Annotated in this window: 11 protein-coding genes; all 11 read right to left on the minus strand. The window is 49.1% G+C overall.

What is annotated here, in order from left to right; translation table 11 throughout:
• Positions 1-470: 470 nt before the first annotated feature.
• On the minus strand, positions 471-1,553 hold the full coding sequence (xerS, locus tag JCM10914_RS23860) for a tyrosine recombinase XerS (protein WP_036719892.1): 1,083 nt from the start codon (positions 1,551-1,553) through the stop codon (positions 471-473).
• A 257-nt stretch (positions 1,554-1,810) separates the two neighbouring features.
• A complete protein-coding gene (fetB, locus tag JCM10914_RS23865) occupies positions 1,811-2,545 on the minus strand; it encodes an iron export ABC transporter permease subunit FetB (protein WP_023965623.1) in 735 nt (244 codons plus the stop codon).
• Entirely contained in the window at positions 2,542-3,297 is a 756-nt protein-coding gene (locus tag JCM10914_RS23870; RefSeq protein WP_023965625.1) for an ATP-binding cassette domain-containing protein, read from the minus strand. The genes fetB and JCM10914_RS23870 overlap by 4 nt, the downstream gene beginning before the upstream one ends.
• Before the next feature lie 214 nt (positions 3,298-3,511).
• On the minus strand, positions 3,512-5,260 hold the full coding sequence (locus tag JCM10914_RS30915) for a glycosylhydrolase-like jelly roll fold domain-containing protein (RefSeq protein ID WP_023965627.1): 1,749 nt from the start codon (positions 5,258-5,260) through the stop codon (positions 3,512-3,514).
• Positions 5,260-6,759 carry a glycosyl hydrolase gene (locus JCM10914_RS30920; RefSeq protein ID WP_023965629.1) on the minus strand — a complete coding sequence of 500 codons (1,500 nt, stop codon included), beginning with the start codon at positions 6,757-6,759 and terminating at the stop codon, positions 5,260-5,262. The genes JCM10914_RS30915 and JCM10914_RS30920 overlap by 1 nt, the downstream gene beginning before the upstream one ends.
• Positions 6,746-6,946: a DUF1793 domain-containing protein gene (locus tag JCM10914_RS30925; protein WP_023965631.1), complete on the minus strand. Its 201-nt coding sequence runs from the start codon at positions 6,944-6,946 to the stop codon at positions 6,746-6,748. The genes JCM10914_RS30920 and JCM10914_RS30925 overlap by 14 nt, the downstream gene beginning before the upstream one ends.
• Positions 6,943-8,763, minus strand: a complete 1,821-nt coding sequence (locus JCM10914_RS23880) for a glutaminase family protein (protein ID WP_023965633.1) — start codon at positions 8,761-8,763, stop codon at positions 6,943-6,945. Before JCM10914_RS23880 ends, JCM10914_RS30925 begins: the two co-directional genes overlap by 4 nt.
• Positions 8,764-8,939: 176 nt before the next feature.
• Entirely contained in the window at positions 8,940-10,580 is a 1,641-nt protein-coding gene (locus JCM10914_RS23885; RefSeq protein ID WP_023965635.1) for an extracellular solute-binding protein, read from the minus strand.
• A gap of 74 nt (positions 10,581-10,654) precedes the next feature.
• Positions 10,655-11,551 carry a carbohydrate ABC transporter permease gene (locus JCM10914_RS23890; RefSeq protein ID WP_023965637.1) on the minus strand — a complete coding sequence of 299 codons (897 nt, stop codon included), beginning with the start codon at positions 11,549-11,551 and terminating at the stop codon, positions 10,655-10,657.
• Between the two features lie 12 nt (positions 11,552-11,563).
• Positions 11,564-12,487: a sugar ABC transporter permease gene (locus tag JCM10914_RS23895; RefSeq protein WP_023965639.1), complete on the minus strand. Its 924-nt coding sequence runs from the start codon at positions 12,485-12,487 to the stop codon at positions 11,564-11,566.
• Between the two features lie 129 nt (positions 12,488-12,616).
• Positions 12,617-13,696: a glycoside hydrolase family 38 C-terminal domain-containing protein gene (locus tag JCM10914_RS32015; RefSeq protein WP_370570277.1), complete on the minus strand. Its 1,080-nt coding sequence runs from the start codon at positions 13,694-13,696 to the stop codon at positions 12,617-12,619.
• Positions 13,697-13,765: the final 69 nt, after the last annotated feature.

The following is a 13,765-nucleotide window of genomic DNA, read 5'->3' on the forward strand; positions in this document are numbered from 1 at the left end:
ATAGCTACCTATGCGCCTGAGCTTACATGGCTCATCTGGGGATTAGCGCTTGGCTTGGCTACATTCGCCTATCATCAAAGGGCGGAAGGGGAGATGCGGCTGCTGGTATGGATCGGCAGCCGCGTTGCGCTAACGTGCATTTGTATTGATTAAAATAGTGTTCGGAATAAGTTATTCTGCTCGAATGTGAGCAGGGCATCAAGCCTAAACAGATTATGCTCGACAAGCGTGAACAACAACTACCTGAGTTTTTATCAATTGATTTGTCAATTTAATTTAGTGTTTCGATCAGATGTTATTGATCAATATAAAACTGCTGAGGGAAATGAGGATAACGGAGTCGGCTTTAGCTTCAACGAAACGACTCAAAAACATCTTGATCAGGTAAATAACTTTATCAACATATGTACAAAATACGGGTTTTGTGAAACAGATCATGTTTTTAAGCTGGGAAGGCTCAAAAATCAAATTCATTCAGATTTACTCTTATCCATATTATTCACTGCATTGCGCATCTCTTCATCAGTTAAGTGCGTATAGATCATCGTTGTCTGTATCGACGAATGTCCCAGCTGATTCTTTAACCTTGGTACATCGTTATTCTCAAGATGATAACGCGTCGCAAATGAATGTCTTAAGGAATGAACCGTTAATGCTGGTTTTCCATAAGCTGCAGCATATTTCTCAATGAGCTTCTCAATGGATCTTGGTGTTAATCGCCGGCTTTTTCCTTTACGACCAATTGGCGCCGCCATAAATAAGTAATGTTCAGACTTCTCAGCACCATAACGACTTTCACGAATCTTGAGATAACTCTCCAAATCCCATAACGCCTGCTTGCTAAAATATACATACTGTTCCTTGTTGCCTTTCCGTAATACACGAACCTGACCTTTAATAACATCCAAATCCTCAAGGTTGATACCCGCAACTTCAGACAATCTAAGTCCGGATCCCAAGATTAGAGAAACGATGGCTGTGTCTCGCTCACGATTAATTTCATGAAACCGGCTGATTCTTGCGTTAGCTTTGTTCTGTATGCCATAGTCATGGGCAACAAACTGACGGAAGTGTTCAAAATCATCTTCGCGCAATATTTTACCTTCAATTCGATTTGCGATCGTTTCCTGCGTTTCATTCACGCTGTTAAACTCCATTTTAGCCATAACATTACGTTGTATATACGGTTTCAGATCCTGGGTTTCCGCTTTGTTTTGCAAGTAATCAAAAAGAGATTTCAATGCTGATAATTTACGGTTGATTGTGTATTTATTATTACCGAGTTGATATTCCAGAAAGGATAAAAAATTTTCAACTTCACGTACGGTAAGTATCTCTAATTGATTTAAACCGACATCTTTACGGCTGGCAGCTGAAGATTGTTCTGTAACCAGCCAATCAAAAAAGATAATGTAGTCATGACAATAATTAAGCAGCGTTGTGTGTGCTAACTTACGTTTGCGACTATCTATGTATTCGGTAACGTACCAGGGAAGCTCAGATAACTTATCGTCGATTCGATTCATGAAGTGCAGTTTTGTACTTCGATCCATATCCAACACCAGCCTCCTTTATTATTATAATAAATCAAACACAAATATTCGTCAAATTATTATTTTACGTAATTATATTCGGAACGGAAATATGAATGCATCATCATCATCCAGTCCAGGAAGAATTATTACTTAATTACTTACTTCCGATGATGTTTCAATACCATCCCCTCCTATTAATGTAGAAACAAGCGGTTGCGAACATCTAGTAGGAACTAATTATAAAAAAATCCTGGTGAATAGATCATCAGGATTTTTTATGATCTACTTATCCAACAGAATCGGCTTAAGCGTAAATCCTTCGTGAGCATCAAGCGGTAGCTCAGTATGCTAAGCAGCATACTCGTAACCGCAGCTGAACCGGTGAATGAAAAGACGATCAGAATCTGATACCGTACCGCCTCTACCGGATCGGCTCCCGCGACAATCATTCCCGTCATCATACCCGGTAATTGAACCAACCCAACCGTTTTCACGGCACTCTTTCGAACGTCCTGCATCGATTGGGCTGCCGTGGCTCCTAACGAGAGCAATACTTCAATTTCTCCCTGCGAAGAAGCCACCTCACGGCGCATCTGATTCACGAACAATCCGGATACGACCATCGCGTTGCCAATCGTCATGCCACTTAGTGGAATTATGTACTGCGGTGTAGGTTCAATGATGCCTAATCCTAACAGGATGCCCATCATTAACAGTTCCGTCGTCAGAATGGCTGCAGCGATCCGCCACAGAATTCCTCGCATTCCAGGACCGCGCCGTGCCGCGTTCCAAGCTGCAACGCCGATCATTAGCATGATCATCAAAATCAAATAGCTCGGTTGTTCCGTTCGAAAAATATATTGCAATACATACCCGATCGCAAGCAGTTGTATGGCCGACCGAATCGTCCCCACGGCGATCTCTTTTTCCAGACCGAGCTTCTGCCATACTGAAACGAGCATCGTAGCGAGCACAAAAACCAAGGTGAAGCTTAATGCAAGCAGTGTCATTGTTCTTCACCACGATTCCGGAAACGAACAAATTGTCTACCGGCTTCCGTTGCCGGTTGATTAAAGAAGTCGGCCGTGAGCCGATCTTCCAGCAGCGTTCCCCCCGACATAAACCATATCCTGTTACTGGTACGACTCGCTTGTTCCAAATCATGAGTAATCCATATTAATGTGGTTCCTTCGTGAATATGCCACTGCAGCAGCATTTGCTCAACCGCTCGCGCGCTCACGCTATCCAGCGACGCCGTCACTTCATCCAGCAGCAAAACCTTGGGTCGCAGCATGAGTGAGCGAATGAGTGCGATCCGCTGCTTTTCTCCGCCAGATAGATCCTTAGCTTGTTTCGTCATGTCGAGCCCATCGAACATAGCATCCTCAAGTAACCGTGTGGCCAGCTCTTCTTCATATGGTTCACCATGAAGTCGACTAACCGTGCGCAGATTATCTTCTACGCTGCCAGGCAGCATAATCGCTTGCTGCGGGACATAACAGACCTGTTGTCTCCACCAGCGGATGTCCTGCGAGCGAAACGACGTTCCTTTATACAAAATATCGCCCTCGTCAGGCGATTCAAGCAGAGCCAATGTTCGCAGTAATGTGCTTTTCCCTTGCCCCGAGGCTCCAATCAGCGCTATACATTGCGGTTGCAGGACTTCTGCGCTTATCTGCTCGAACAGATAAAGCGTTTGCGGCTTACGATCTTGTTGCCATGCATACTTCGCCAATTGCTTCAATTCAAATATGGCAGCCACGTACCCTAACTCCTCTCTGTGATAAAAGCTTCTTTGACTGGTGGAAGCCATAATCATAGATAAACATATTGTAGATCATTTCGAATCGGATTGTCATCGATAAATGCTTCACATGCAAAAATTAAATTACATATTGTATATTATGTAAACTAAATAAAAATGACTACAACTCTTTTAGAGTGCAGCCATTCAATAATACATCAACACGTTTATCCTAACGCCACGAACGCCGTACCAACTTCACCCTTCCATTCACTCCGGAACACAATAAAGCCTTCCCGTACAAATTATCCAGTGTATTGGCCACCTGTAGCGTCACTCTATTGCTCCCCTGCTCTACAAAATCCGTGATGTTCCAGTGATATGGCGGCCACAAACGAACACCTGCCTCCTTATCGTTCACGTATAAGCAGGCTGTCTCACGAATATCTTCAGCTTCCAGCCAGATCTCATCGCTAGCATCCAGGTCGCTCGGACTCAAATCCACATGCTGAGTATAGACTCCCGCTCCTGAATAATAAGGATAACCTGCGGTGTCCCAAGTTCCACATATATGCTCGGACTCCACGTTCAACGTCATCTGGTCTTCTATAATGAATGATCCAACCAGATAGGCGGGAAAGGATATGGCCGGCATGGGTTCTAATAAAGAAACGGTCAGAATCTCCAGCTCATTCTCGCCCGCCTTGATCTGCGAGGTAATATCTAAGCTATCATAATACGAGTCTTGCCATGACGATGGCTGAAGCGAATTCTGCCGCACGCCGTTAACGAAAATTTCGAGATTCCGCCTGCGCTGTAAAAATCCGATGTGAGAGGGAATGCGCTGCTGTACATCGTCCAGGATAAGCTCGACCTTCGCAAATCGATCCTTCAAACTGCCTTCGGGGTAACTTATCCCCCGCTTCGATTGCAAACGTTCCATCAATGCCGATGACACATTGAACACGGTACGGTACGTATTCACTTGACCCGGCATGGTTGCATTCATCCTGGATTGACGATCATTCAACGTGACCTGCCATTGATCCAACAGAAAAACGTTTCCGTCAACGGCTTGGAACTGCCACTTTTCCGGCAGAAGAACGATATCTTCCGAGATCCTTACGGCACCGCTCTTGGCTTCCTGCAACATCTCTGTACTCGTCTGAAGTGGAGTCTGAACCGAGACCACACGAAGTTCTCCCGGGGCAAATGATAGAACGGCATCTTGGTTGAATGGGCTTATTTTCCCGCTTTCCAAATCCCATTCCTCAATCATGGACGGTACTGCTCCTGATTCCAGTTGCAGCGAGATCGATTGCTCCGACCAGTTCATCAGCCATGCAAACACACGATTACCGAACACACGTTCTACAGTGATTAAATCCCCACTCTGTCCTTCAATTAATCTCCAGCGAATGGCAGGCGATCGGCTTAACATTTCACGCAAGCGAACGCAGAATCGCTCAAGCGAAACATGCTGCTCCACCGTCTGCTCTTCAACTGCGGACTCCGCTGGCGCCGCGTCCTTCTGCTCCTTTAAGGAATAAAACAGGCTGTATCCTTTATCCACCTTGTGCAATTCGGCATGCAGCGGTTGTAGCGGAAACAGCTCTTGCATGATTGCTGCCAGCGCCGGATCTTGGTGCAGAGACTCGCTGTGTTGCGGAATGGTGCCTATCGTGATCAGTGTGCCGCCCTGCTTAACAAAAGAAAGAAGGAATTGTGCGACATCTTTAGTCATAACTTCGATCTCCGGCAGCACGATAACCGAATATATGTTCTCATTCACTGTAAATCGAAGCCCCTCCCCCTTCACGAGGGTCGATTCGCGAAGCTGACATTCATCCACATAGTCGTAATCAATGGATTCGCGTAGCATACGATCAGATAATCGCGAGAACAACACATCGGAAGAAGGTTGTTTATTCGATCCCCCGGATACGAACATATTTTCGTATACCGTATGAATCGGCGACATTAACAATACCTTCGGCGTTCTTGTTGAGCTTGCTCCCAGCAGCTTAATCGCCCGAGATAATCGGCAAACGCCCGGTAATGCGGCCAATGGGGTGCATGTAGGAACTCCGTCGGCGGAAAATCCGTCTTCCTGATCCCGGCGAAGGAATAATAGAACGCATGTGGGATAAACAGATTTACTCCCAGGAAGGCCATAAAGTTGGCATCCAGCCGACGCTGCCGCATGGAATAGCCATGGCCGCTAGCGCCAAACGATTCACAAATCACCCGCTCCTTCGAATCCAGCTGCGCCACGGAAGCCGCCGTCTTGACGGAGACGATCCGGTGCGGATTCTCCTTCGTTCCAATGCCCGGCGTTAGATAATCTACCCCGGCGTAATGGAACTGCTGCAGCACACGGGTCTGATTGCCCTGGGACCTGGCCTGCCCCCAGACCGGCTCCTCAAGCGTATGTCCGATATACAGCAGTCCTTGCCGCTCACACCATGACCGAATCGCCGCATGATAACCTTCGACATACCACCGGGTGATCGTGTCATAATATTGCTGTTTAGTGGATCGGCTCCCGTCGGCCATGTTATATAATAGTGCACCTAACCGTGGAATGAGATCATAACCATTCTCTTGCTGATAGCGCTGCGCCATACCTTCGGTCCAAGCAAACACCATGCCGGGCAAAGTGGCGCCCACATCGTCCACCGCGGTTCGGATCGCTTCCACGCCGAAGAATCCGTCATGAATCATGAGACCTGGTTCATCCGTGAACACCCCTTGGATTGTAGAACCGAAATAAGACCGCAATGCGTGGAACGGTTCATAAGCCATGTGAATGAACGCTTGGACGGCTGCAGGATTTAGCGTATCGAGATAGTAACCTTGAGCGAACGTCATACCTTCCGCGATCTCACAAGACCAGCAAGCCAGCACGATATAGCAATCTTCCGTATCCGGCTTCCAATCATGCCCCCATAGATGAGTAATATCTACCGGATCATCATATAGCAGCCACTGCCCTTCGCGTTCCGTTGCACGATACGCCAATATAGCTATTAATTCATTGTGATCATGCTGGACGAAATCCAGCGGTAACGCCTCTTGAGCTTCAGCCCACGCGAACCGCTTCTCCTCCATCCTTAAATAACGCATGCGGTATTCAGGATGCTGCCGCGTCAGTTTGCCGCCAACGGTTCCGCTGGGCCAGTTGTCCTCGTCATATAACCAGACGACCATGTCACGCCGCGCGCATTCCTTCGTGCAGAACGCAAGCGCCTCCATGAAATCAGCCGATAAATAAGGGGCTTGCATCCCGTGACGTGCATGCAGAACGACGCCACCGACGCCCGCTTCCCCCATTGACTGAATCTGCCGCTCAAGTTCCGGCTTCTCCAGCCTATGGTTCAGGAACCAGAACGGCTGTGGCCGGAAGGTTGGAGCCGGATTCTCGAATTGATCTATCAGCTCCTGGAGTTCCAAACGATTCGCTGTTTTAACGTTGTTCATGGTCATCCCCTGCTTGCGTCAGCAAGCGGATGAAAAACCCGCCCACGACCGAGCGATTCTGAAAATTCAGCTGCTTGGCTGTGATCGTATCATACCAATCCGTAACCGGTACGCGCGCAGGCGATTCATTCAAGAAATCCCATAGCGGCGAGATGAATGACGCGAACTGCTCCTGCGTCGCACTCATGGAGCACACCATATCAGCCAGTCCGACTTCGTATACGTATCCCGGCTATCCAGCGGGAGGCCGTAGCGCTTCTGTTGCAACTGATAATATGCCAACTCACGTGCAGCAACATCAGCCGGGAACAGATGCAAGCCTAACAAACGATCCCACACCAGATTGTATTTCATGCTCCACGTATCAGGTCCGCTATCAAACGTCAGCTTATAGTGATCCCCGGCATCCGCCATGGACACCCATTCCTTCGCCATGTGCTGAGCAGCCTCTCGATAAGCGGCCCCCTCCTGACGTCCAAGCTTGGCGCACATATAGGAATATGCCGCTATACCGAGAATGGCCTTGATGGATAGATTGGCATTGTGCGCCAGATGACCCGCGAAGTCATCGGTACATAATTGATGCTCCGGATCGAGACCGTTCTGAAGAAGATATGCCGCCCATTGCGTAAGAGCTTCCCAATGCTCTTGGGCAAAATCCCCATTGTTCTGGTATTTGCATACCGCAGCAGCCATCAGGAGCATATTTCCGCATTCCTCGATTGGCATCTGAAACTCCAATTTGTTCTCGCCATAGACTTGACCATTAGCCTTCGGGTACGTTCCCACATCATGCGGGGCAAAGTCAAACACCCAATCCGGGCTCTTGGCATATTCGAAAATCGGGCGCATCATTCCTTTGACCAGTTCCGGGTTATATCGCAGAAACAATGGAATCGACGGGTAACTGACGTCCACCGTGGCAATACAACCGTTACTAAAATTCTCTTTGGAGAAAAATAAAACATTTCCCGTTTCATCGGCAACCAATTTATGCGCGGCAATTGCCTGTCGGTATGTCAGTGCCAGTATATCCCGATACTTCGCACCGCCTGCGGCCAGGCTCTCTGCCATAAGCTGTTCATTAAAGCGCTCACATCGCGTAATGATCGCATCATGCTGATCAGCGGCGACTAACAGCATTTCGTGAAAAGTGAGACCGTCACGCTTCCAATACGCATCCAGCGGCTTCTGGAAATATTCAACCGCATGAATATCGTCATACGCCAGCATCAGGAATTGCGAGACTCGCTCCTCTCGTACCAAACCCATGTTCAATTCGGTTGCCAAGACCGGCATTTGGTCAGAAGCGGCTCTTGGATGATTCGATTCATCCTCAGATGGCAATGAGCCTGACTGCGCGTACGACTCGCGACTGGCGACCGAATGGATCACGGTCTGGTTATCTCCTGTTTGCGGAACCGCCATGTACACGTACCCCCAATCGATGCGGGTATCATCGCCAACACGTTGCAGAATTGGTTGATCAACGGTTCCCATCGACATGGCATGGAGTCGACCGTCAATCACGTGACGCTTCCAGCTGACTTGCTGATCGGTTGTATGAACGCACCATTCGGCGGTGACATCGATGTAGATCTTGACTTGATGCGCTTCCCCGTCAATCGAGCGCACTTCGAAATCCACGTAAGTGACCGGACGAGACAATAGATCGAGATCGTCCAGCAAGAGCGGCGTGAAGAAGTGAAGCTTGAGTTCAACCCCTTCCCCTTGAAACGTATACCGGGTGGTTACGGGTTCAACCGTCAAATTGGTCTGCTCAAGCGCTAACGGCCCAGGATATGCTGTGGAATCCTCCGTTCCGACCGTTCCCATGAATCTTCTCGTCTTCCCATCGATCGTAGCAATTCCCACCATGCCGTTCACATGATGGGTCCAATGCCGGGTCGGTTCATCATACAGATGATTCGCTGCCGACCATACGCTGAAATAAGGATCCACCGTAACCAGCGGCACGGATGGAGGTCTGAATGTATTTGTCATTGCATTTCAACTCCTTAGAGAGAATGATGGTTGTCTTCTTCATTTCTTCATGGAGACTGGATCTCCTTGCCATATGCGACAAAAAAACGCGCAAGGCTTCGCGCTCCTTGAATGCCAAGGTATGGCAAAGCCTTGCGCAGGACAAGCCGATCTTCATCGTGACCATGCTAATTATGCTAATTGGGCATCTGCACCGTCACAATCTCCTTGCCTGCAAGATTCTCATTCGTGAACTGCATCGCCTTATCGTATCCCGTCTTCTTGAGCTGATCACGCAGTTCGTTAATAATCTTCATCGCCGCTTCATCCGATTTCGTAAACACAGCTTCCTTCCAGGCATCTCCCATCCGGTCAATGGACGGCTTCAGCATCTCCCATTCCGGGGCTTTCGTAATGACATCGCCCGGATTGTAAGCGCTGATAACATGAACGCCGTTCGGGCGCAGAATGCTCCGCGCATTCTCCATTGCATCGAGCCGTTCCTGACCTGCCCAGATGTCGCCGCCGCCTACGGAATTGATCCGATCCAGCCCCGTCAAGGATTCGAGGCCGATACTAATGCCCTCATTCTTGCGCAGCTTCATATTCGCGTCGGTAATGAATTTGTCGAACCATTCCTGCTTCGCGACAGGCTTACCGTCTTTCATCTCCCAGTGAGTGCCTTCCACACCATATCGTGCGAGCAGGAAGCCCTCATCGGACGCCATGAAATCCAGGAATTTCAGCGCTTCGTCTACACACGCGCCTTTACAATTCTTCGTAATGGCTGTGACATTGTTGCCCTGAATTCCAAGATCAGCCGGACGACCCTGCTCAACCCCCGCACGCTCAAGCGGGCCGAGTGGGATGTAATCGCTGCCAGGATGAGCATCCACATATTCTTTGGATGCATCCAGAATCGCCGGGTAATGCGCGGCCAGAATCGCGATGCGCCCTTGGTTGATCTTTTCCTTGGCGATTGGATCGGTTTGCGTGAACGTTTCCGGATCGAGTAGTCCTTCTTCGAGCAATTGGCGATAGAATAATGTATATTCCTCATACCCTTTCGTGAAGAAGTCATGTTCTACCGTGCCATCGCCCTTATCGACATAACTCGCTCCAGTGGAGAACATCGTGTTGCCGATGCCGACCGCCCAGCCGTTGCTGAAGCCCCCAAGCGGAAAGACCGGCTGCCCATTCTCTTGCAAATTCGCGTCTTTAATCGCCTTCAGGAAATTATAGAAATCATCCTTCGTCACGACTGATTGCGGATCGATGCCAATCTTCTCGGCAATATCCTTGCGGACATAGAAGCCGTACAGCCAATCCATCCCGTCTTCGTTCGTTGCCGGCTGATTCTGCAGCAGCAGATACTTTTTCCCATCGAATGCATCAATGGCTTTCTCATATAATGCCGGCGGCACATTCTCTTGGGCGATCGACTTCGCCAGGTTCGGATAATCCGCTAGCTTATCGGAAATATCAACCAGCTGACCTTCCTTGGCGGCCTTGATCATCCCATCGAGTTCACCGCCCCACGCCGGACCAGTATAGATATCCGGCAGATCCTGCGTCGCGAAGATCTGGTTCACCTTCTCCGTCTCACTGCCTTTGGTGTATTCCCATTGCAGCGTAACCCCCGTCTTCTCTTTGATGACTTCTTCAATCGGCGTTATGCTATCCGATCCGTTGGAACCATTCCAATTATGAAGGATCTTTAGCGTGCCTCCTTCCCCGGTGTTCTCCGATCCTGATGTGTTCGTGCAGCTAATGAGCAAACTTCCAACCATTGTGGACAAGAGCAAAATGGATACGCCTTTCGACCAAATCCTATTCAAACCAATCGCCTCCTGGATTAGGAATATCAACATCTTGGGCATATGCCCGAAAGAACGGGTCAGGATTCCTTAACCTAACCTTTAACCGAACCGATCATGACCCCCTTTACGAAATAGCGTTGCAAGAATGGATAGATGCACAAAATCGGGAAGACGGTAATAACAAGCAAAGCCATCCGCAGTGATTCCGGTGTTGCCCCTGCGCCGCCGGTACCGCCAACTGTTTGTCCGCCCTGTTGTGCCGCGCGCTGCATCGAGTTCGATAACGCCTCGGCTTCAGTCAGCATCTCTTGCAATAAGGTCTGGACAGGAATCAGATTCTTGTTTGAGACGTAATAGGCGCCCGAGAACCAGTCATTCCAATGCGCAACCCCGATAAAGAGCGAGATCGTAGCCAGTACAGGTCCGGACAGCGGCAAAATGATCTTCAAGAAAATCTGGAAATCCCCGTAACCGTCAATACGAGCGGATTCCTCCAGTTCTTCCGGAATGCCTTGCAGGAATGTCCGAATGATGACGATATGCATGAAGTTAAACAGCATCGGCAGCACGTACACCCAGAATGAATTAATCAGATTCAACTTCTGCAGCGTGATGAAGAACGGAATGAAACCTGCACTGAATATCGTCGGCAGGAAGATATAAAAGGTAAAGAAAGAGCGTCCCGGCAATGTTTTCTTCGACAGTGCATACGCCATTAGCGTGCATAGCACGACATGCAGGAATGTACCGATCAACGTGCGCATCAAAGTAATCTGATAAGCCTGCCAGATGCGGGCATTGTCGAAGACCTGCGCATAATTGTCCAGCGTAAACTTTCGTGGCAGGAAATAAATCGCGCCTAGCATTGAATCTTTACCGTCATTCAGCGAATAGGCCAGAATGTAGATAAACGGATAAATCATGGCAAAACCAACGATGGATAATACCGTGTAGTTAAGAATCGAAAAAATTGACCATTTGCGCTTCATATCGTCACCTCCTTAGAACAGGGATACGTCACTGACTTTTTTGGCGATGCGGTTGACCGTCAACACCAGGATCAATCCAATAATGCTCTGGAACAAGCCGACCGCGGCCGCATAACTAAGGCGACCCTCGCGAATACCCGAATTAATGGCATGGACGTCAAGCACGCTGCCCATGCTGGCCGTGGCTGGACCACTCAATAGAAGCAACTGTTCATAACCCGCGCTCATCAGGTTGCCGACTGCGAGAATAAACAGAATGATGGCCACGGTGCGAATGCCCGGCAGTGAAATATGCCACATCTGGCGGTAACGTCCGGCACCATCGATCTTCGCTGCTTCATATAACTGCTGATCGATCCCGGCAATGGCCGCCATAAAGATAATCGAGTTCCAGCCGATGTTCTTCCATATATCCGAGCCGACAATCATCTGGTAGAACCAAGTCGGATTGTTCAGGAATTGAATCGATTCAGCTCCGAAAGATACGAGCAGGTCGTTTACCGGACCACCGTATGGAGTCAGTAGGCGCTGCATCAACGTAACCACCACGATCCAGGACACGAAGTAAGGCAGATAGGATAGCGTCTGCACGGTTTTCTTGAATTTCAGCATGCGCACTTCATTCAGCAGCAAGGCCAGAATGATCGGCATCGGAAAACCAATCAACAGCTTCATCAGACTGATGATCACCGTATTGCGGATAATATCGCCAGATTGGTAATAAGCGAAGAATTGCTGGAAATATTTGAATCCCGCCCACGGACTCCCACTGAAGCCGCCGACGAAGGTATAATCACGAAAAGCCACCTGAATGCCGTACAGCGGCACGTAGGAGAACAACAAAAACCAGATGATCCCGGGCAGCATGAAGAGGTAGAACAGCTTATGCTGCCAAATTCGCTTCAGGAGTTGGTGGATAGCCATACGATTTCTCATCACATTCCCACCTCCTTTCCCAGCTCGACTCTGCATGAACCTTTCCGCCCGCTCATGACGACATCACCTTCAATCGCAGCGTTACGATCTCAAATGGCTTGAAGGACACGTCTACCTCGGAATCGCCGATCATGCGAGTGGTGATAATGGCTGCTCCATCAGATCAACGCTCCATACTTCGACAACTGCAAATCCGATTCGCAGCCGCGCCGTTAATCGAGTGCCCGAGGTCTCATAAAGACGAAGAATGATATCACCGTTGTCTTCTGCCCGCTTCACCGATTCCACCATAATGAGCGAATCATCCAGTGTAAACCATGAGTGAGAGGCGGGTAACGAACGATCGATCTCTGCTTGGACCGTTGTTTCCATCAGGTTCACGATGCGCAGCGGCACGTTCAGTTCATGCCCTTGCTTGTACACCTCGGCTTCCACATGGTTTCCCGGATGTGGGAATAAGGAATACGTAAACCGGTGTTCTGCCAGATCCGCTTCGGGATCGGGATAGCCGCTGCTGCGAAGCAGATTCAAGTCGAGTACGTTATCATAGGCTCGATGCCCGTATTTGCAGTCATTCAGGAGCGCTACGCCATAATCGGGTTCGGACAAGTCGATCCATTGATGCGCGCAGATCTCATCCTTGGCGAAATCCCACATCGTGTTCCGGTGCGTCGGCCTGCTGATGCTCCCAAATTGTATCTCCCCAACCACTTGCTCTGTCCGGATATCCAGGGGAAAGGAGGTGCGCAGCATTTTGCCTCTTTCCCTCCAATCGACCTTGGTAGCAAAATCAATGCGGCGACGCCCCTGCTTCAAACTGACCGTCTGAACCAGTTCGGATTCCCCGTAGCGATAATGGAAAATCAGTTGGTCAATCTTGCCTTCGGTTTGCTGCTCCACATGCATTAACGCAAGTTCTTGACCGGATGCGGCGGCATAATCATGATTGAAATCCCACGCATCACCATCGTCATGGTACACCCGAAGATGGTTTGCTTGCCCTCCTGGGGAGATAATCTCTCGTTGAACCTCTTTATCCACAATCGATGCAATCGTTCCATTCGAAGCGAATCGTACACGGACCATGTCGTTCTCAAGCGTCATTTCCTCCGTTTGCGGAAGTAACCGAACCATAGCTTTACCTTGAGACGTCGCTATGGCTGCATCGTTATCCGTCCCGGTTGGTGCGGTGGCGATGGTATGTCCCATGGCTGGTATACGCACTTGTTGCCAATACCCATTCACCTCAATCCACTCTATTCGTTCCCATGGAAGAGA

This window comes from Paenibacillus sp. JCM 10914, from assembly GCF_001315105.1.
Lineage (GTDB): Bacteria > Bacillota > Bacilli > Paenibacillales > Paenibacillaceae > Paenibacillus_AQ.

Bases quoted from the DNA above. Each gene is read 5' to 3' on its own strand.
- xerS (WP_036719892.1), bottom strand. From the start codon at position 1,553: ATGGATCGAAGTACAAAACTGCACTTCATGAATCGAATCGACGATAAG.
- fetB (WP_023965623.1), bottom strand. From the start codon at position 2,545: ATGACACTGCTTGCATTAAGCTTCACCTTGGTTTTTGTGCTCGCTACG.
- JCM10914_RS30915 (WP_023965627.1), bottom strand. From the start codon at position 5,260: ATGTCGCCGATTCATACGGTATACGAAAATATGTTCGTATCCGGGGGA.
- JCM10914_RS30920 (WP_023965629.1), bottom strand. From the start codon at position 6,759: ATGAACAACGTTAAAACAGCGAATCGTTTGGAACTCCAGGAGCTGATA.
- JCM10914_RS30925 (WP_023965631.1), bottom strand. From the start codon at position 6,946: ATGAGTGCGACGCAGGAGCAGTTCGCGTCATTCATCTCGCCGCTATGG.
- JCM10914_RS23880 (WP_023965633.1), bottom strand. From the start codon at position 8,763: ATGACAAATACATTCAGACCTCCATCCGTGCCGCTGGTTACGGTGGAT.
- JCM10914_RS23890 (WP_023965637.1), bottom strand. From the start codon at position 11,551: ATGAAGCGCAAATGGTCAATTTTTTCGATTCTTAACTACACGGTATTA.
- JCM10914_RS23895 (WP_023965639.1), bottom strand. From the start codon at position 12,487: ATGAGAAATCGTATGGCTATCCACCAACTCCTGAAGCGAATTTGGCAG.
- JCM10914_RS32015 (WP_370570277.1), bottom strand. From the start codon at position 13,696: ATGGGACATACCATCGCCACCGCACCAACCGGGACGGATAACGATGCA.